18 protein-coding genes are annotated in these 18193 nt (G+C 68.9%); 7 read left to right on the top strand and 11 right to left on the bottom strand.

What is annotated here, in order from left to right:
* Window positions 1-8 precede the first annotated feature (8 nt).
* On the top strand, window positions 9-1049 hold the full coding sequence (locus PQB87_RS38850) for a zinc-dependent alcohol dehydrogenase family protein (RefSeq protein ID WP_111940541.1): 1041 nt from the start codon (window positions 9-11) through the stop codon (window positions 1047-1049).
* 112 nt (window positions 1050-1161) lie between these two features.
* Here PQB87_RS38850 and PQB87_RS38845 read toward each other — a convergent pair whose 3' ends face one another.
* Complete coding sequence (locus PQB87_RS38845; protein WP_111940539.1) at window positions 1162-2565, bottom strand: MBL fold metallo-hydrolase RNA specificity domain-containing protein; 1404 nt, start codon at window positions 2563-2565, stop codon at window positions 1162-1164.
* Between the two features lie 286 nt (window positions 2566-2851).
* Between PQB87_RS38845 and PQB87_RS38840 the strand changes: the two genes are divergently transcribed.
* Window positions 2852-3298: a hypothetical protein gene (locus tag PQB87_RS38840; RefSeq protein ID WP_021163484.1), complete on the top strand. Its 447-nt coding sequence runs from the start codon at window positions 2852-2854 to the stop codon at window positions 3296-3298.
* 205 nt (window positions 3299-3503) lie between these two features.
* Here the strand turns inward: PQB87_RS38840 and PQB87_RS38835 are convergent, their stop codons facing one another.
* The 6 genes from PQB87_RS38835 to PQB87_RS38810 form a co-directional block, all read right to left on the bottom strand.
* Window positions 3504-3842, bottom strand: coding sequence for a DUF2964 family protein (locus PQB87_RS38835; RefSeq protein ID WP_436407299.1), 339 nt, complete (start codon window positions 3840-3842; stop codon window positions 3504-3506).
* Between the two features lie 48 nt (window positions 3843-3890).
* Window positions 3891-5015: an ABC transporter permease gene (locus PQB87_RS38830; protein ID WP_111940537.1), complete on the bottom strand. Its 1125-nt coding sequence runs from the start codon at window positions 5013-5015 to the stop codon at window positions 3891-3893.
* 2 nt (window positions 5016-5017) lie between these two features.
* Window positions 5018-7825, bottom strand: coding sequence for a ribosome-associated ATPase/putative transporter RbbA (gene rbbA / locus PQB87_RS38825; protein ID WP_489244621.1), 2808 nt, complete (start codon window positions 7823-7825; stop codon window positions 5018-5020).
* The gene (locus PQB87_RS38820; protein ID WP_489244620.1) at window positions 7822-8895 is read right to left on the bottom strand and encodes an HlyD family secretion protein; all 1074 of its coding nucleotides are present in this window, start codon (window positions 8893-8895) and stop codon (window positions 7822-7824) included. The genes rbbA and PQB87_RS38820 overlap by 4 nt, the downstream gene beginning before the upstream one ends.
* Complete coding sequence (locus PQB87_RS38815; RefSeq protein WP_489244619.1) at window positions 8892-10388, bottom strand: efflux transporter outer membrane subunit; 1497 nt, start codon at window positions 10386-10388, stop codon at window positions 8892-8894. The genes PQB87_RS38820 and PQB87_RS38815 overlap by 4 nt, the downstream gene beginning before the upstream one ends.
* Window positions 10389-10597: 209 nt before the next feature.
* A complete protein-coding gene (locus PQB87_RS38810; RefSeq protein ID WP_111940528.1) occupies window positions 10598-10786 on the bottom strand; it encodes a DUF2964 family protein in 189 nt (62 codons plus the stop codon).
* Between the two features lie 278 nt (window positions 10787-11064).
* On the opposite strand from PQB87_RS38810, the gene PQB87_RS38805 reads away from it, so the two are divergent.
* The 5 genes from PQB87_RS38805 (at window position 11065) to PQB87_RS38785 (ending at window position 14028) form a co-directional block, all read left to right on the top strand.
* Complete coding sequence (locus tag PQB87_RS38805) at window positions 11065-11712, top strand: BON domain-containing protein (protein ID WP_111940683.1); 648 nt, start codon at window positions 11065-11067, stop codon at window positions 11710-11712.
* A 38-nt stretch (window positions 11713-11750) separates the two neighbouring features.
* On the top strand, window positions 11751-12260 hold the full coding sequence (locus PQB87_RS38800; protein WP_111940526.1) for a BCAM0308 family protein: 510 nt from the start codon (window positions 11751-11753) through the stop codon (window positions 12258-12260).
* A 36-nt stretch (window positions 12261-12296) separates the two neighbouring features.
* Window positions 12297-12530 (top strand): 1-phosphofructokinase family hexose kinase, encoded by a 234-nt coding sequence (locus tag PQB87_RS38795; protein ID WP_258403809.1) that lies wholly within the window; start codon window positions 12297-12299, stop codon window positions 12528-12530.
* 22 nt (window positions 12531-12552) lie between these two features.
* Window positions 12553-12780, top strand: a complete 228-nt coding sequence (locus PQB87_RS38790) for an exo-beta-N-acetylmuramidase NamZ domain-containing protein (RefSeq protein ID WP_258403808.1) — start codon at window positions 12553-12555, stop codon at window positions 12778-12780.
* An 84-nt stretch (window positions 12781-12864) separates the two neighbouring features.
* Entirely contained in the window at window positions 12865-14028 is a 1164-nt protein-coding gene (locus tag PQB87_RS38785; RefSeq protein WP_111940524.1) for a TIGR03364 family FAD-dependent oxidoreductase, read from the top strand.
* 87 nt (window positions 14029-14115) lie between these two features.
* Here the strand turns inward: PQB87_RS38785 and PQB87_RS38780 are convergent, their stop codons facing one another.
* The 4 genes from PQB87_RS38780 to PQB87_RS38765 all read right to left on the bottom strand — a co-directional run bounded on the left by PQB87_RS38780 (window position 14116) and on the right by PQB87_RS38765 (window position 18070).
* Entirely contained in the window at window positions 14116-15324 is a 1209-nt protein-coding gene (locus PQB87_RS38780; protein ID WP_059685871.1) for a zinc ribbon domain-containing protein, read from the bottom strand.
* A 29-nt stretch (window positions 15325-15353) separates the two neighbouring features.
* Entirely contained in the window at window positions 15354-16037 is a 684-nt protein-coding gene (locus PQB87_RS38775; RefSeq protein WP_233344897.1) for an arrestin family protein, read from the bottom strand.
* A gap of 19 nt (window positions 16038-16056) precedes the next feature.
* Window positions 16057-17427 (bottom strand): zinc ribbon domain-containing protein, encoded by a 1371-nt coding sequence (locus PQB87_RS38770; protein WP_111940520.1) that lies wholly within the window; start codon window positions 17425-17427, stop codon window positions 16057-16059.
* A gap of 514 nt (window positions 17428-17941) precedes the next feature.
* Window positions 17942-18070: a hypothetical protein gene (locus tag PQB87_RS38765; RefSeq protein ID WP_021162513.1), complete on the bottom strand. Its 129-nt coding sequence runs from the start codon at window positions 18068-18070 to the stop codon at window positions 17942-17944.
* Window positions 18071-18193 lie beyond the last annotated feature (123 nt).

The raw sequence follows: 18193 nt of genomic DNA, 5'->3' as shown, positions 1-18193 counted from the left end.
GAACCGCGATGAAAGCACTCGTCTACCACGGACCCGGGCGCAAGGCGCTCGAGGAACGGCCCAGGCCGGAACTGCAGTCGCCCACCGATGGGATCGTCCGTGTGACGCGCACGACGATCTGCGGTACCGATCTGCATATTCTCAAGGGCGACGTACCGACCTGCGAACCCGGCCGCATTCTCGGCCATGAGGGCGTCGGCATCGTCGAGCAGGTCGGCGCCGCGGTCGATTCACTGAAGCCGGGCGACCCCGTGCTCATTTCGTGCATCTCGTCGTGCGGCCGCTGCGAGTACTGCCGGCGCGGCCTGTATTCGCACTGCACGACGGGCGGCTGGATCCTCGGCAACCGGATCGACGGCACGCAGGCCGAGTACGTGCGCATCCCGCATGCGCAGACGAGCCTCTACCGGATTCCGCCGGGCGCGGACGAGGACGCGCTCGTGATGCTGTCCGACATCCTGCCGACCGGGTTCGAATGCGGCGTGCTGAACGGCAAGGTGCAGCCCGGCTGCTCGGTCGCGATCGTCGGCGCGGGCCCGATCGGGCTGGCGGCGTTGCTGACCGCGCAGTTCTACTCGCCCGCGCGGATCATCATGGTCGACCCGGACAGCAACCGGCTCGAGGTCGCGCGGCGTTTCGGCGCGACCGATTGCATCGACGGCCGCACCGTCGACCCGGTGGCGGAGGTCATGAAGCTGACCGACGGCGTCGGCGTGGATTGCGCGATCGAGGCGGTCGGCATTCCGGCGACGTTCGAGATGTGCACGTCGCTGGTGGCGCCGGGCGGCGTGGTCGCGAACGTCGGCGTGCACGGGGTCAAGGCCGACCTGCACCTCGAGAAGCTGTGGGATCGCAATATCTCGATCACGACGCGGCTCGTCGACACGGTCAGCACGCCGATGCTGCTGAAGACCGTACGCGCCGGGCGCCTCGATCCGACGCGCCTGATCACGCACCGGTTCTCGCTCGACGACGTCGAGCGCGCATACGACACCTTCGGCCGCGCGGCGCAAACCCATGCGCTGAAGGTCATCATCGAAGTCGGTTGATCGCCGATAGCCGATAGCCGATAGCCGATAGCCGCGCGGCGCGTGCACGGCGCCCGGTGCGCGATGTCCGGTTCCCGTGCATGCGCCGGCCAGAGCGTCGCAGGCGTCGCCGTCAGGATGAAAGCGTGGCCGGCTCGTGCGTGTCGCCCGATTCGACCGCATCGAGATCGACGCACTGCGCGTAAGTCGGCACCTCGCACGGCCAGTGCAGTCGCTCCGCGATACGCCGCCGCAGCGCATCGGCCGCCGCGGGTTCGCCGTGCGTGACGAAGGTCCGAACCGGCGCGCGTTGCATCGTGCCGAGCCAGCGGAGAATCTCCTCGTAGTCGGCATGCGCGGAGAGCGTCGTGATCGACTCGACCTGCGCGCGCACGCGCACGTATTCGCCGTGAATCTTCAGCGTCGGCTCGTGCGCGGCCAGCGCCGCGCCGCGTGTGCCGGCCGCCTGGTAGCCGACCAGCGCGATCGTGTTGCGCGCATCGGGCGCGTAGCGGCTCAGGTGATGCAGCACGCGGCCGCCCGTCGCCATCCCGCTGCCGGCGATGATGACCATCGGGCCATGATGGTCGGCGATCGCTTTCGACTGCTCGACCGACCGGATCATCGTGGCCGCGTGACCGAGCGCATTCGCTTCGGACGGCGTCAGCCGGTGCTCGAGAATATGGTGACGATAGATCTCGGTCACGTCCGTCGCCATCGGGCTGTCGAGATATACCGGGACGCGCGCCATGCGGCCGGATGCCTTCAGCCGCGCGATGTAGTGCAGGATTTCCTGCGCGCGCCCGACGGTGAAGCAGGGCATCACCACGACGCCGCCGCGCGCGAAAGTCTTGTCGAACAGCGCGGCCAGTTCGTTCTCGGGGTCCGATTCCGGATGCAGACGGTCGCCGTACGTCGATTCGACGACCAGGAAGTCCGCATGCGCGGGCGCCAGCGGCGGCTGCATGATCGGGTCGTGATAGCGGCCGAGGTCGCCCGAGAACGCGAGCACCTTGTGATTCCAGTGCATCACGACGCTCGCCGCGCCGAGGATGTGCCCGGCCGGCAGCAGGCGGAACGCCAGGCCGCCGCCCAGTGCGGTGCATTCGTCGAACGCGACGGGCTTCAGCAGTTGCAGCGCGCGCTGCGCATCGTCCAGCGTATAGAGCGGCTGCGCGGGGTGATGCTTCGAGTAGCCGTGGCGGTTCGCGAAGTCGGCTTCCTCTTCCTGCAGCCGCGCGCTGTCGCGCAGCATGATGTCGCAGAGTTCGGCCGTCGCGGCCGTGCAGTACACGGGCCCGCGATACCCTTCGCGCACCAGTACCGGAAGGTAGCCGGTATGGTCGACATGCGCGTGCGTGAGCACGACCGCGTCGAGCGTGTCGGGCGCGAGCGGCAACGGGCTCCAGTTGCGCAGCCGCAGGTTCTTCGTGCCCTGGAACAGGCCGCAATCGACCAGCACGCGCCGGTTGCCGTGCTCGAGCAGGTACTTCGAGCCGGTCACGGTTTCGGTCGCGCCGAGAAAAGTCAGTTTCATGGATGCCTCACCGGGAGTCGAGGGAGCAGTGAACCGATTACAGCGCGGATGCGCGTGAAGCGATTGATGGAAATCAGGGATTGCCGTATCCGTGCCCGGGATAGACGAGGTTCGCCGTCCAGCCGTTGCGGCTACGGTTTGACGTCAATCAACGCGGGGGCCGGACGGTGGCGCGATAGTGGTCGCATGTGCGAGGGCGATGTCGTGATTCCGCCCTCCGCGCGGGCCGCGTATATGCCGTACACCATAGGCAGCGAGATTTCGACGCGATAGGGACGAATCCATCATGACGCTGATCGCCAACCTCGACGGCGCGCGGACCGGCTACCGGCTGTGCTTCGTCCGCGCGCCCTGGGCATGGTTTACGTGCCTGCCGCTCGACCTGCAATGCGGCCAAAGCTGGGCCGACGTGCCGTATCAGGACGTCGCGCAACCGCCTTACAGCGATTCGCGCACCCAGCTGCTGCGCGTGGCGTTCGACGCGCCGCGCCTGCTGCCGCCCGAAGCCGGCCGGCACGGGCAGGACTGGAGCGTCGAGCAGATCAACGGCGGCGCGGTGCCGTGGCTGCGCAGCGAGGAATTCGTCGACGCGATGAAGCTGGCCGTGCCGGCGGGGGCGACACTCGCCGAATTCGTCGAGACGATCGAGGCCGCCGGCGGTACCGTCTACGGCCCGCTCGGCTGGGCCGAGTTGCCGCCGTGGCAGCGGCCCGACATCGTGGCGCACACGTAGACGGGCTGACTCCGGACGACCGCACCGCCGCGTTTCAGCCCGGGTCACCCCGGCCGCCGCCGAGCGCGACGTGGAACGCGACCGTGTCCTGCCTCCGCTGCGCGACTGCCTGCAACCACGCAGGACGCCCCGGGATCACGCCGAGCAGCGTCGTCTTGCCGCTGCCGGCGGCCCGACGATCAGCAGCCTCGCGCCGAAGTTCGCCTCATCGATACCTCGCACAACGCCTGCGCTCGCCGGCGGCCGAAGCCAACTGTGCGACGAAAGCGGCGACGCCCGACACCAGCGCGACGATCGCATACGGGAGGACGGGCGCCCCGGCGAGCATCGCGTGCTCGACGCCCAGCAGCGACGCGAGTGCGATGAACACGCCGAGCGTGGCAAGAACGATCCGGTTTGGCAGGCGCATCATGACGTTCTCCGGCGAGGCGGCCGCCGGCCGCCGTGAGCGTGATGCCGCCCTGCCGCCATCGCGGCCGTCGGCTATCACAGGACGTGACGTCATGATCGCGTGAAGGGTGCCGGCACGGTTGATCTGTATCAACGGACGAATCCGGGCGCCGCGCGGGCGCCTGGCCACCTGCCGGGCCGGTTACGCCATTTGGGCGATCGTCTTGCGAAAGCGCATCAGCGACAGCAGGAACAGCGCGCAGCCGATCGCGAACAGCACCGCGAACTGAACCCAGACCGCATCGAGGCCCGCGCCGCGGTACAGGATGCGTTGCGCGAGTTCGACGAAATGCGTGGTCGGCGCGGCCAGCATGATGTCCTGCACGGCGAGCGGCATGCTCTCGCGCGGTGTCAGTCCGCCTGACAGCAGTTGCAGCGGCAGCAGCACGAGCACCAGCAACATCCCGAACTGCGGCATGCTGCGCACGAGCGTCGCGAGAAAGATCCCCATCGACGTCGTCGCGAACAGGTGCAGCGCCATCCCGGCCACGAACAGCGGGATGGAGCCCGGAATCGGCACGTGCAGCGCTCCGCCCACGACCAGCGTCAGCGACGCGACGGCCGCCACCGTGACGACGAGGCCCATCGACCAGACCTTCGCGAGCATGATTTCCGCGGCGGTGACCGGCATCACGAGCAGATGCTCGATCGTGCCGTGCTCGCGTTCGCGGATCAGCGCGGCCCCGGTGAGGATCATCGACAGCATCGTCACGTTGTTGATCAGCTCCATCAGCGCGCCGAACCACACTTCGTCGAGATTCGGGTTGAAGCGCATCCGCATCGCGAGATCGACGGGCGGCGACGAGGTGCCGCGATAGCGCCGCACGAATGCGTCGATCTCGCCCGACACGATCTGCTGCACGTAGCCGCCGCCGGTAAAGGCCTGCGTCATGCGGGTCGCGTCGACGTTGAGCTGGATCGTCGCGTGACGGCCGGCGAGCACGTCGCGCTCGAAATCCGGCGGAATGTCGAGCGAGAACGTGTAGTCGCCGTTGTCGAGGCCGCGATCGGCCGCGGCCGCGTCGACGATCGGCGGCGGTGCGAACTGCGGCGGGAAGAACGCCGCGGCGATGCGCGCCGACAGCGGCGATGCGTCTTCGTCGACGATCGCGATCGGCACCTTGTGCAGCGTTTCCGGGCGCGCGGTGGCCGCGACGTAGATCGACGCGCTGAACGTGTAGACGATCAGCACGAGCAGGATCGGGTCGCGGGCGAGACTCCAGAGCTCCTTGACCCCGAGCCGGAAGATGACGAGCAGGCGCGACATGGTCAGCGCTCCTGTTTGCGCAGCAGGACGGCGGTCATGACCAGGATGGCCGGCGCCGCCGCGAGCAGCGGCCAGAACTGCGACGACAGGTCGCCCAGGCCGAGCGCCTTGTTGTAGACGCCGCGGCTGATCGCGAGCATGTAGGTGGCCGGGTAGACCGCCCCGATCCACTTGCCGGCGCCTTCCAGCGACGACAGCGGCGTGAGCAGCCCCGAGAACTGCACGACGGGAATCAGCGTGCCGACGATCGTCATGAAGATCGCGGCGATCTGGCTGCGCGTGAACGTCGACGCGAACAGGCCGATGCCGGTGGCCACCACGTTGAAGACCAGCACCGCGGCCGCGAGCGTGAAGAAACTGCCCTTGATCCGCACGCCGAACGCGACGTCGGCCAGCACGACCATCAGCAGGAAGTTCAGCATGGCGAGCATCACGTAGGGCGCCTGCTTGCCGAGCAGGAATTCCGTGCGTGTGACGGGTGTGACGTACAGGTTGACGATCGACCCGAGCTCCCGTTCCCGGACGACGGCGAGCGCCGTCAGCATCGCGGGCAGCATCAGCAGCAGCATCGGCATGATGGCCGGAATCATCGCCGGCAGGCTCCTGACGTCCGGGTTGTAGCGATAGCGCACGGCGATCTCGACGGCCGGCGCGAGCGACGCGCCGAGCCGGCGCTTCGCCTGGTCGCGCAGCCAGTTCTCGTGCATGCCGGCGACGTAGCCGCGGATCGTCTCGGCGCGCATCGGCATCGCGCCGTCGATCCACGCGCCGATCTCGACCCGGCGGCCGTGCGCGACGTCCCGCGCGAACCCGGGCGGAATCTCGATCGCGAGCGACAGCTGGCCGTTGCGCATGCGGCGGTCGATCTCGCGCTCGTCCGCGAGCGGCGCGCGCGGCACGAAGTAGCGCGAGCCGCCGAGGTTCTGCGCATAGTCCTGGCTCAGGATCGACTGGTCGCGGTCGAGCACCGCGAACGTCAGGTTGTCGACGTCGAGGCTGATGCCGATGCTGATGACGCACATCAGGACGAGCGACCCGAACAGGGCCAGCGTCGCGCGCAGCGGGTCGCGCCGCAGCTCCAGCACTTCCCGCCACAGATAGCTGCCGGCACGCGCCGGGCTGAACCACGCGCCCGCGCCGGCGGCGCCGGCACGGCCGGCGGGGGCCTCGGGCGGCGCACTCAGCCAGCCCGCGTCGGACGCGGCGTCCATCGGGGCGCTGTCCGCACGCTGCGCGTCGGTCAGGTATGCGATGAACGCCTCCTCGAGCGTGCCGGCGCCGCGCATGCGCACGAGTTCCCCCGGCGACGCGCTGGCGAGCACCCGGCCCGCGTGCATCAGCGAGATGCGATCGCAGCGCTCGGCTTCGTTCATGAAGTGCGTCGAGATGAAGATCGTCACGCGATCCTGCCGGGCAAGCTCGATCATCAGCCGCCAGAAGTCGTCGCGCGCAACGGGATCGACACCCGACGTCGGCTCGTCGAGGATCAGCAGTTCGGGCTTGTGCACCATCGCGACCGCGAGCGACAGTCGCTGCCGCATGCCGAGCGGCAGGCCTTCGGGTAACGCGCCGAGTACGTCGTTGAGCCCGAAGCGCCCGGCCATTTCGTCGACCCGCCCCGGCACGTCCGCCTCCGGCACGCCGAACAGGCGCGCATGCAGCACGAGGTTCTGCCGGACGGTCAGCTCGCCATACAGCGAAAACCCCTGCGACATGTAGCCGACCCGCCGGCGCGTGTCGATGTCGTCGGCCGCGACCGGCTGGCCGAACAGCGTCGCCGTGCCTTCGGAGGCTGGCAACAGGCCCGTGAGCATCTTCATCGTCGTCGACTTGCCGCAGCCGTTGGAGCCGAGGAAGCCGAAGATCTCGCCGCGGCGGATTTGCAGGCTCACGTGATCGACCGCGACGAAATCGCCGAACCGCATCGTCAGCCCGTCGGCCTCGATCGCGTAGCCGGCGGCGGGTTCGGGCTGAAACGGCGCGATCCGGATCGGCTCGTGCCCGCGCCGCTGCGCGTCCGGGAGCAACGCGACGAATGCGCCTTCGAGCGTGTCGCACCCGGTGCGGGCCAGCAGCTCGTCGGGGCTGCCGGTCGCCAGCACCCGCCCGGCGTCCATCGCGATCAGCCGGTCGAAGCGCCGGGCTTCGTCCATGTACGCGGTCGCCACCAGCACGCTCATCGCCGGGCGGGCGGCCCGGATGCGTGCGATCAGTTCCCAGAACTGGGCGCGCGACAGCGGATCGACGCCGGTCGTCGGTTCGTCGAGGATCAACAGGTCAGGATCGTGGATCAGCGCGCAGCACAGGCCGAGCTTCTGCTTCATGCCGCCGGACAGCTTGCCGGCGGGGCGATCCAGGAACGGGTGAAGGCCGGTGCTGCGCGTGAGCGCGTCGATCCGGCGGCGCCGCTCCGCCGCATCGTGGCCGAACAGCCGCGCGAAGAACTGCAGGTTTTCCTCGACGGACAGCGTCGCGTAGAGGTTCCGGCCCAGGCCCTGCGGCATGTACGCGATGCGCCGGCACACGCGCGCGCGATGACGGCGCGACGACAGGTCGCCGCCGAGGGCCCAGACGCGCCCCTGCTGGATCGCGCGTGCGCCGGACACGAGCGCGAGCAGGCTCGACTTGCCGACCCCGTCCGGGCCGATCAGGCCGACCATGCGGCCGGCCGGGATGTCGAGCGTCACGTCGTCGAGCGCGGCCTTGTCGCCGTAGCGCAGCGAGACGCCGGACAGCCGCGCGACCGGCGCGGGTGCCGGCGGCGTTTCGGTCGCGCCGGCACCGGTATCGGCCGGGAGCGCCGATTTCATTGCGGCACCCGGATGGCGAGGCGAGCCGGCCACGCGGCATTCGGATCGACCTTCAGCCACGCGACACCCGGCAGCCCGGTCTTGACGAGCTTCAGGTGGCGCTGCAGCAGGTCGCGGTCGATGCGCGCCTTCACCCGGAACATCAGCTTCTGTCGCTCGGTGGCCGTCTCGACCGTCTTCGGCGTGAACTGCGCGGTGCTCGACACGTACGACACGCGGGCCGGAATCACGTATTCCGGCGCGGCATCGAGCACGATCCGCACGTCGGCGCCGAGCGGCACGCGGCCGACGACCGTCTCGGGCAGGAAGAACGTCATGTAGACGTCCGACAGGTCGACCACGTTGAGCACCTTGCCGCCGGCCGGCAGCACCTCGCCGGATTCAGCCACGCGATACTGCACGCGCCCGTCGCGCGGCGAGGTCAGGTCGCTGTCCGAGATGTCGGCCTGCACGCGTGCGACGGTCGCCTGCGCGGCCGTCACCGCCGAGTGCGCGGCGACCAGCTGGGCCCGGGTCGCGTCGATCGCGGCCTGGGCAGCCTGCACCTGCGCGCGCGCGGCATTCACGGTCGCCCGCAGGCTGCCGGCGCGTGCGCGATCGTCGTCGAGTTCCTGCATCGACGACGCGCCGTCGCGCGACAGCGTTTCGGAGCGCGCGAGCCGCCGCGTCGCCGCGTCCAGTTCGCTTTCCCGCTGGACGACGACGGCCTCGGCCGCCGCCTTGTCGCTGCGCCGCTGCGCGACCTGCGCGTCGATGCTCGCCGCCGTGTTCACGGCCTGCTCCTCCCGGGCGCGCGCCTCGTCGAGCTGTGCCTGCAGGACGACCACGTCCATGCGCGCGAGCGGCTGCCCGGCCTTCACGAAGTCGCCTTCGTCGACGAGCATCGCGGTGACGCGCCCCGGCAGCTTGGTCGCGACGTCGATCTCGGTCGCCTCGATGCGGCCGTTGCCGCTCACGAGGCCGGCATCGGCCTGCCCGTCACGCCAGCGCGTCCATCCGAAATACGTGATGCCGATCGCGAGCACGGCGACGCCTGCCCCCATCAGAAGAGGGCGCTTGAGGGTTTTCATCGTGTGGAATCCGGATTCGTCGATTCGTTGGTCGGTCGCGCGGCGGCCGCGCCGCCGTCTTGCGTGGCGCCGCCGAGCGCGCCGTACAGCGCGACGCGGCTCGACAACAGCGCGCGACGCGTCATCACCCATTGCTGCTCCGCGTTCATCAGGTCCCGCTGCGCGTCGAGCACCTCGAGGAAGCGGGTCGCGCCGCTGTCGTAGCGCAGCTTCGCGAGGCGGGCCCGTTCGGCCTGCGAATCCAGCGTGGCGCGCTCGATACGCACCTCGTCGGCCAGCCAGTAGCGGGACGCAAGCGCATCGGACACGTCGCGAAACGCGCTCTGGATCGTCCGCTCGTACCGCGCGAGCGCTTCGTCGCGCTGCGCGTGCGCGAGCGCGAGATTCGAGCGGTTGCGGCCGCCGTCGATCAGCGGCAGCGTCACGTTCGGGATCACCGACCAGACGCCGGTGCTGGACGTCAGCAACTCATGCAGCGCGCTGCTGCCCGAGCCGATCGAGCTCGTCAGCGCGATGCGCGGAAAGAACGCGGCGCGCGCCGCGCCGATGTTCGCGCGGGACGCCTGCAGCTCGTGTTCGGCCGCGATCACGTCCGGCCGCTGCGCGAGCAGCGACGAGGGCAGGCCGGGGGCGAGCGACGGCGCGACGGCGGCATCGTCGAGCGCGAGCGGCGTGCCGGCCAGATCGGGCGGCGCACCGACCAGCAGGGCCAGTGCATCGGCCGCCGATGCGCGCGCCTGTTGCAACTGGGCGCCGAGGGATTCCGCTTGCTGCAGCAGGATCTCGGCCTGCGTCAGGTCGAGGCGCGAGATCGCGCCCGCCGCATGGCGAAGCCGGAAAATCCGCAGCGACTCGCGGCGCGTGTCGATCGTCGCACGGGTCAGTGCGATGCGCTCGTCGTATTCGCACAGCGTCAGGTACGTGTTGGCGACCGACGTGATCACGCTCAGCGTCGCGGCACGCCGGGCCGCATCGCTCGCGAGATAGCGCTGCAGCGCCGCTTCCTTCAGGTTGCGCACGCGGCCCCAGAAATCGAGTTCCCATTGTGTCTCGGCCAGCCGGACCTCGTAGGCCTGGCCGATGAACGGGGTGGGCGAGAGGAGCCCGCCCGGTGCGCGAAACCGCGCATAGGCCGCGCCGGCGCCGATCGTCGGCCACTGGTCCGCACTGCGGATGCCGTAGGCGGCACGGGCCTGTTCGACGCGCGCGACGGCCGCGCGCAGGTCGCGATTGTTGGCCAGCGCCTGCGCGATCAGCACCCGCAGGCGCGCATCGACGAAGTAGTCCTGCCATGCGGGCACCGGCGCGGCCACGGGCGTGGCGCCGGCCGATGGATCCGGAAAGGCGGCGGGGATCGGCGCGGCGGGACGCTGGTCCGGCGGGGCGAGCGACAGGCATCCGGACAGCAGGCCGATACTCGTTGCGAGCGCAACGAAACGCCCGTACCGGGAAGCTGCAATGCGGAACACGACGGGAAGCGCGGTGGCGCGCATGGAAAGCCTCGGCGAATACGGAAACGCGGGGTGGCGCCGCCTCGTGGCGTCGCCGCTTCGGGTTCACTTATATCCGACGATTGACGCTCCCACCCTTGATCTGCATCACTTCGGCGGGAATGCGTTTCGAGCGGTGCTTCGGTTGACAGGCATGCCGGAACATGGCGCTGGGCCGGCGGGTTGCGCCGGGCCCGACGCGGTCGCGCGCGTCACGGCCGGTCGCCGGGGGCGAGGTTCAGCAGGATGGCGAACGAGAGGATGCTCAGGATCAGCGTGACGATCGAGTATCTGAAAACCCGCTCGTCGAACAGCATGCCGTGAATGATGCCGGCCAGCGATGCGAGCGCGACGAATACGCTGAGCGTCGCCAGCGAGATGCGGTATTGCCTGCGGTTCATGACGGTCTCCCGGGGAGCGGCGGTCGCAACGATACGAAGCGTGCGGGCCGCCACAGACGTCGCGGCACCGGGGTCATGATCGCGTCGCACCCCGTCGCGCAGTTGATCTGCGTCAACGGAAAAATCGGGATCGAGTGTGCGCGACGGCGGCTGCCGCAAGCACGGCGTTGATTGATCCTCGTCAAACCGCCGGCGGCGCCTTGCGCGATGCTGAACCCGGTGCGGCCCCATCGCCGATCGCGAAGGTCGCGACCGGCGCGGCCCGACAGGAGACGGCAATGAAGTCCGACGCAGTACTCAAGCAGGATGTCGAGCAGGCGCTGTTCTGGAATCCGGCGGTCGATGCACGGCGGATCGACGTCGACGTACACGACCGGATCGTGACGTTGCGCGGCACGGTCGACAGCTGGGCCCAGAAACTCGAGGCGCAGAAAACGGCGCTGCATGTCGAGGATGCACGCGCGCTCGTGCTCGAACTGAACGTCGCGCCGCCGGAGAACGCGTGCGCGGACCAGGAACTGGCGATCGCGATCACCTTCGCGCTCGGCTGGCAGGAGGCGCTGCGCGATCACAAGATTCGCGTCGAGGTCGATCACGGTTGCGTGACGCTCGACGGTGAAGTCGATCATGCATACCAGAGCCGTGCGGCGGAAAAGATGGTCAGCCGGATGATCGGCGTCGTCGGCGTCGCGAACCGGATCCGGGTGCGAACGGACCACACGGTGCCGGACGTCGGCACGCGGATCGCCGAAGCGCTTGCGCGTCGCGCGCGGCGCGAATCCGCGGGCATTGCGATCGACGCGGCCGACGGCATCGTCACGTTGACGGGCAAGGTCGCGTCGCTCGCCGAAAGGCGCGCCGCGTGCGGTGCGGCCGGGTCAGTGAGAGGCGTCCGGGAGGTCGTCGACCGGCTCACCGTCGGCTGACGGCTCGCCAGTGCCGTCTACAGCGAGGAGAAGCAGTCATGAACCGTTCGAATTCCGGCCCCGGCCGACACCCTCTGCGCCACGACAGGCGCATGCAGCCGCATACGAAGGACAGTTACCGCGATCCGAAGCGGCCGAAGGGCGACAGGATCTGCGAAGGCTGCGGCGCCGTCTGCGACGCGGGCCGCTGGACGTGGTACGCGACGCCGCTCGACCGGCGCCAGCTCGAATGCCCGGCCTGCAAGCGCATGCGGGAAAACCTGCCGGCGGGCGAACTGGTGCTGCACGGCGCGTACCTGTGCGCGCACCGGGCGACGATTCTCGACCTGCTCGAGCGCCAGGCCATTCTGGAGACGAGCGAGCATGCGCTCGAACGCATCATGGAAATCGAGAAATCCGCCGATACGCTCGTCGTCCGCACGACGGGCGTGCACATGGTGCGACGGCTGGCGGAAGCGTTGCTGCATGCGCATCACGGCGATCTCGCGATCCACTATCGCGATGGCGAGGACATGCTGCGCGCGCAATGGACGCGCAACGACGCATGAACGGAGGGGTGTCCGGCGAGCGGGCCGACGTGCGACGTGCGGACGCTGCGGCTCGAAGCCGAACACGTGCCGTCTGTCCGCCTGCGGATTGCCGGCGAGACGCGCGAGAACGTGTGCGTGACCGAGACCGGGATGGGGCGTGAATACCGTTTCCTGATGCCGGGGCCGTCGGTCAAGGCCGCCAAGCGGCGCGACTGCGCGGCCCGCATCGCGGCCTTGCAACCCGCGCCGCGCGATCTCGTGCTGGCCGGCGACATTCACCGGTTATAACCCGTTGCCGCTGCAGTCCGGCATGACGCTCGGCGAGCTCGCGCGGCGTTTCAATGCGTGTCTGCATATCGGCGTGGCGGTCACCGTGGTGCCGACGGCGAACTACGCGCGTGCGATGCGTTTCGACGACACCGGAATGCCGCGCACCAACGGATCGATGCGATTCTCCACGGCGTCGTGCAATGGCAAAATTTGCCAAAACATGCCGTTTTGTGGCTTTTCACGCGGATGTCATCTCGCGTCGCGATAGTGCGAAATCGCGCACCAGTCCCGGGGATCGACCCGAGGGACGCGGCGCACGGCAACCGACACGCACGCTCCGAACGGGCGGTGCATGACATCTCGACAGAAGGAGCGTCCCATCGTGAACGCCAACGCAGCGGCGGATGCTTACGACGTGATCGTCGTCGGCGCGGGCATCGTCGGCCTCGCCCATGCCTATACGGCGGCGCTCGAGGGGCTGCGCGTCTGCGTGATCGAACGCGATGCCGCATGCGTGGGCGCGTCGATCCGCAATTTCGGTTTCGTCACGGTCACCGGGCAGCACGCGGGGCACAGCTGGCGGCGTGCGCGGGCGAGCCGCGAGGTCTGGGCGGACGTGGCGCCGCAAGCCGGTATCGATGTGCTTCACCAGGGCCTGCACCTGATTGCGCGTCGCCCCGAGGCGATGCACCTGATCGATGCGTTCATGGAGACCGGCATGGCCGACGGCTGCCGGGTCATGACGCCCGGCGAAGCGGCGGCCGTGGCGCCGGAGCTGCGGCTGGACGGCGCGCATGGCGTCCTGCACAGCCCGCATGAACTGCGCATCGAGCCGCGTACCGCGATCGGGTTGCTGGCGTCATGGCTGGCCGAACGCTTCGGCGTGCGGTTCCGCTACGGCGAGATGGTGCACGAGGTGCGCACGCCGACGGTACGGACGTCGCGCGGCGTGCTGCACGCGGAGCGCGTGATCGTCTGCGGCAACGCGGACAGCCGTCACCTGTACGGCGACTGGTTCGCGCGGCACGAGGTCCGCCTGTGCCAGTTGCAGATGCTGCGCGTGCGGCCGCGCCGCCCGCTGGCGCTGCGCGCCGCGGTGATGAGCGACCTGAGCCTGCTGCGTTACGCGGGTTTCGCGGCGCTGCCCGCCGCCGGCGCGTTGCGTGCGCGCCTGAACGCGGAGGAGCCCGTGTGCGTCGGGTACGGCATCCACCTGATCGTGGTGCAGAGCGCCGACGGCAGTCTCGTGGTGGGCGATTCGCATGAATACGGCGCCGCACCGCTGCCGTTCGCAACGCAGGAGATCGATGCGCAGATCCTGAGCCTGCTGCACGAGACGCTCGATGTAACGGAACTGGATGTGGTCGAGCGCTGGACCGGCAGCTATCCGTCGGCGCCCGATGTCGATTGCGTGATCGAAGCGCCGGACGACGGCACGCGTGTCGTCGTCGTGACGAGCGGCGCCGGGATGAGCACGGGCTTCGGGATCGCGCAGGACGTGTTTGCCGCGTGGTGACGGCGTGGACGAGCCGGGGAGGCTCGCGCGGCTGAACCGGCCGGCGCCTGCCGATCGACAGCAGGCGCCGGCGCGATCATGCAGCCGTCACGCGTGACGGCGTGCGCCGCATTCGCCGCAGAACAGGTCGTCGGCGGCCATCGGCTTGTGACACTGCGCACACGCCGTGGCTTCGTCCGTGGCGGGCGATGCCGTATCCGACGCCGGCAGCGAAGCCGCTCCGGCCGCACCGGCGGCGTGTGACGCGCGTGCTTTCGCGAGGTGATCGGCGGCGCGCTCGCGTGCCTGTTCGGCGTGGCGTTTCGCGTCCGCGACGTGCTGGCTCAGTTTCTCTTCGGTCGCGGAGAAATCGACACCGCTGACCGTCTGCAGATAGATGAGGCACGTGCCGTTGACGAACGTCAGGAACGGGATCACGAGGCCGATCGCGACCAGCAGGCCGTTGCCGAAGCCGTACGCGCCCAGATAGGCCATGCTGCGGTAGTCGAATCCGCCCAGACCGCCGAGCCCGCCTTCCGCTGCATCCGCGCCGAGGCCGTACGCACCGGCATGGCGGCCGAAGCCGCCCAGGCCGCCGAGCGTGCTCATCAGGCCGCCCAGCGGGCTGGTGCCGGTTGCCGCCGAGATCGACGAGGCGATCGCGGCGCCCGTGCCGAGAATGCCGAGTACGACCGCGGACAGGACGCCGACGAGCAGCAGCAGCCCGAACATCCTGACGATCACGCCGAGCAGCTGGCGGCGGCCGATCTGCAGCAGGCGCGCGGCGGTCTGCAACGTCGAGTTGCCTTGCCAGATGGCGGGCGCGGCCAGCGGATAACCGACGTACCACATGCCGGCGAAGATCGCGCCCGCGACGATCGCCGCGAGCGGATACGCGATCGCATAGAGCAGCGGGCCGAGGCCCGGGATCTTGCAGACCAGGAACACGATCAGCAGCGCGAGCAGGAACAGCACCCAGCCGACGGCGAGCAGCACGCCGACCCCGATCAGGCGGTGGACGGTGAACGTCGCCTGCAGCAGCGCGTCGACGAATCCGACCGGCTCGCCCTGGGCATCGCGCATCAGCACGATGCCGACCGCGGAATAACCGATCAGCGAGATCGCGCAGGTCGCGATGACGAACAGCAGGCCGAGCACGGGGCTGTGACCGAGTACCTGGATCGTGAGCATGCCCATCAGCATGCTGGCGACGAGCGCGAAAGCACACATCGCGAGTGCGCGCCAGTTCGTGACGGCCTCGGCGGCGCGCAGTAGTCCGAACTTCCCCGACACGGGGGCGTGATCGAGCGTTGACATCGTTGAATCTCCTTGCAGGTGCGGGCGGGTCAGTGTGCGGCGGGGGCGTCGAGCAGCGCGACGACGGTGACGCCGTCGACCTGCGCGAGCTGGATGCTCGACTGCCGGACCGAGCCCGGCTTGCCGTTCAGGTAGACCTGGCTTTTCAGCGTATACGTGCCTTGCGGTGCGCCCGACGGCAGTTTCAGCGTGAAGCTGTTGTCGAATTCGCCGCTGCCCGGCGTCGCGTTGACGACCTTCTCGCCGCGCTTGAACTGTTCGCCCGACGGTGCATACACAGTCACGACTTCCTTGACCTCCTGGACGGGCTCGTTCGTGCCGGACACCGCACGAATCTGCGAGGCCAGCCTGATCGGCTCGCCGGCCTTGACGGCGGAGCGCGGCGTCACGACCGTGTTGTACGCGTCGATCTTCGCGTAGGGCGGCAGGTTGTTGCGGTTGCTTGCGCGGTAATTGCGATCGACTTCGGCTGCCGTCTTCGTTTGTCGTGTCGCCACTTCGATCACGGCGCACGCGGCGAGCCCGGCCACCGCGCCGCCGATTGCGCCCTTGGTGCCGCCGATCAGCGCGCCGACCAGGGCGCCACCGGCGCCGAGCGCGGTACAGCGCAGCACGGATTCGGACGAGATCCCGCCGGCGCCGTTCTGGGTGGCGCAGCCGCTGGCGAGCAAGGTGACCGCGCAGGCCGCGGCGAGGGTTTTCTGGATTGTCATGTCGGTCTTCTCCGGCGCTTCATTCAAGTGTGCTGTTGTTGCGCAGTGCATCCATCTGCCGCGCCTTCGCCTTGCCGATGAGCGTCTTCGCCGGACGGTTACCGGGCTCGATCGCAAGGACGCTTTCCGCTGTCGCGATGGCCTTGTCGTACTGGCCGCGCGACAGGTCGCCCTGCGCGCGTTTCAGCAGGCCGTCGACGGCGGGCGATGCGGGGTTGGCCGCCGTGGACGGGCGCACGGGCGGTGCAGGGCGCGGCTTGTTGCGCGATGCTTCCGCAATGGCGGCGGGTGCGGGTGCGTCGTCCTGCAGTTTCGCGAACGGCGACGTCTGCTGCGCGTTCGCCGATGCTGTCGGCGTGTTCGACGCGGGCGGCGTCGCGGGCACCGAAGCCGTCGCGACATTCGTGACGACGGCCGGGCCCGACGCGGGCGAGGCCGTGACTGCGGCGCCGGTGGCCGTATCGATCGGCGCGGACGCCGGTGTGTCGGTCGGCGTCGTCGCAACGACCGCGCTGGCGACGACGGTACCCGCTCCGGTGATGTCCGACGCGGCGTTGGCCGGGACGGCCGGCACCGTGGACGCGGCGACCGGCTCGGGCGTTGCGGGGGCGCTCGCCTGGCGGCCGTGCCACCAGAATGCGCCGCCCGCGCAGGCGACGGCGACCGCGACGCCCGCCGCAATGATCTTGAGTTTTGCCGACGTGTCGTCGTTCGTCGTCGCGGGCTGTGCGATCGGCCGGGACACCACGCCGGATACCGGACGCATGGGTTCGGTATCCGGCGCCGGCGCGGTATCGGTGTCGGGTACGTCGCGAGGTTCGGCGACCGTTTCGACGGCGATCGTTTCGTCGTCTGCGAGCGCCGCTTCGGTGCTTGCCGATGCGCCCGCAGGCCCGGACTGCCCATCGGTGACGACGGGTGAGACATGCGACGCAGCGACCGTGTCGCCGCGATGATCCGCCGCTGAGTTGGGCGTAACGGTTGCCGCGGCATCATGCGATGGCAGCGGTGCGCTCGCGCGACCCGATTCCGCATCGGCGATGTTCGCGACGTGCGCGATATCGTTCGGGGCGGTGTTCGCCGCCGGTGATTCGACGCCGATGTCGTGCGCAGGCGCGTGAGCCGATTCCGCGGCTGCGTATGCGGGTTGCGGTGCGGGCTCGGCCGGTGGAGCAGGCACGTCTATTTCGATTGCGCCATTGTCATTCGCGGATGCGACGGGCGTTCCGCACTTGTTGCAGAAACGCTGGCCTGGCGTCAGAACGGCATGGCAGCTCCGGCAGGGTGCGCCGGCCGCTTCGTTCCGAGTGGCCGCCACCGGTGTTCCGCATTGCTTGCAGAACTTGAGCCCGACGGGCAGAACGGTGCCGCAGTGGGTACACGCAGTCATGATTCAGTAATCCTCTTCTTTTGATCGATCGACGTGAAGGCACCGTGCGAGCAAGCGCACGTATCTCCGAATCGCGGGATGGCGGCGTGTCGGCCGTGTGCTACGAAGGCACGCGACGCGGAATAGGCCGCTCGGCGCGGGATATCAGTCGAATTCGGGACGGCCGCGCGGGAAGTGGCGGCATGGAGAAGAAGAGATCCGGCCGACGTGGATCGGCACGTATGGCACATACGGCCCGACGAATCCGGATGTTCCGGTATTGAATGGCGAGTTCAAGCTTTCCCCGTTTCAGTCGCCAGGTTGAATCCGGCGGACTGTTTTCATTATTTGGATTATTAATACGAATGGTCTTCTGCAGCGGATATTACACTGAAATCAAGCGGTTTTGCCATTCGCCAATCGCGTGACGAAGTGTGTCGACGGAGAGTTGCAAAGCACGGCAGCGAGTGCCTGGCGGCTTCGGAACGGACGTCATGGCGCAGGAAGAATTCCGCTCGAAAATGCGCATCTGCCGTCACAGCAGACAGACGCGACGCAGCGTGACCGTGCGCAGATACACGGATTTATCGAGCCACGGCACAAACACGTACTCGTCGTATGCGTCGCAGCCGATCAGAATCCAGTGGGACAGAACGTTGGACATGATGGTCTCCTTGACCCGGCTCGTTTCTCTCTCTGACGTGGTGGGTGCCGACGTTCAGCTGTCGTCGTTCCATCGTGCGCTCACACACGGTATACCCGGCGAGCACGGTACCTATTCCCGAAG

The organism is Burkholderia sp. KL41 (assembly GCF_057005415.2).
This window is presented reverse-complemented; position numbering and strand designations above follow the sequence as displayed.

Bases quoted from the DNA above. Each gene is read 5' to 3' on its own strand.
- PQB87_RS38850 (WP_111940541.1), top strand. From the start codon at position 9: ATGAAAGCACTCGTCTACCACGGACCCGGGCGCAAGGCGCTCGAGGAA.
- PQB87_RS38845 (WP_111940539.1), bottom strand. From the start codon at position 2,565: ATGAAACTGACTTTTCTCGGCGCGACCGAAACCGTGACCGGCTCGAAG.
- PQB87_RS38840 (WP_021163484.1), top strand. From the start codon at position 2,852: ATGACGCTGATCGCCAACCTCGACGGCGCGCGGACCGGCTACCGGCTG.
- PQB87_RS38830 (WP_111940537.1), bottom strand. From the start codon at position 5,015: ATGTCGCGCCTGCTCGTCATCTTCCGGCTCGGGGTCAAGGAGCTCTGG.
- rbbA (WP_489244621.1), bottom strand. From the start codon at position 7,825: ATGAAATCGGCGCTCCCGGCCGATACCGGTGCCGGCGCGACCGAAACG.
- PQB87_RS38820 (WP_489244620.1), bottom strand. From the start codon at position 8,895: ATGAAAACCCTCAAGCGCCCTCTTCTGATGGGGGCAGGCGTCGCCGTG.
- PQB87_RS38815 (WP_489244619.1), bottom strand. From the start codon at position 10,388: ATGCGCGCCACCGCGCTTCCCGTCGTGTTCCGCATTGCAGCTTCCCGG.
- PQB87_RS38810 (WP_111940528.1), bottom strand. From the start codon at position 10,786: ATGAACCGCAGGCAATACCGCATCTCGCTGGCGACGCTCAGCGTATTC.
- PQB87_RS38805 (WP_111940683.1), top strand. From the start codon at position 11,065: ATGAAGTCCGACGCAGTACTCAAGCAGGATGTCGAGCAGGCGCTGTTC.
- PQB87_RS38800 (WP_111940526.1), top strand. From the start codon at position 11,751: ATGAACCGTTCGAATTCCGGCCCCGGCCGACACCCTCTGCGCCACGAC.
- PQB87_RS38790 (WP_258403808.1), top strand. From the start codon at position 12,553: ATGACGCTCGGCGAGCTCGCGCGGCGTTTCAATGCGTGTCTGCATATC.
- PQB87_RS38785 (WP_111940524.1), top strand. From the start codon at position 12,865: ATGACATCTCGACAGAAGGAGCGTCCCATCGTGAACGCCAACGCAGCG.
- PQB87_RS38780 (WP_059685871.1), bottom strand. From the start codon at position 15,324: ATGTCAACGCTCGATCACGCCCCCGTGTCGGGGAAGTTCGGACTACTG.
- PQB87_RS38775 (WP_233344897.1), bottom strand. From the start codon at position 16,037: ATGACAATCCAGAAAACCCTCGCCGCGGCCTGCGCGGTCACCTTGCTC.
- PQB87_RS38770 (WP_111940520.1), bottom strand. From the start codon at position 17,427: ATGACTGCGTGTACCCACTGCGGCACCGTTCTGCCCGTCGGGCTCAAG.
- PQB87_RS38765 (WP_021162513.1), bottom strand. From the start codon at position 18,070: ATGTCCAACGTTCTGTCCCACTGGATTCTGATCGGCTGCGACGCATAC.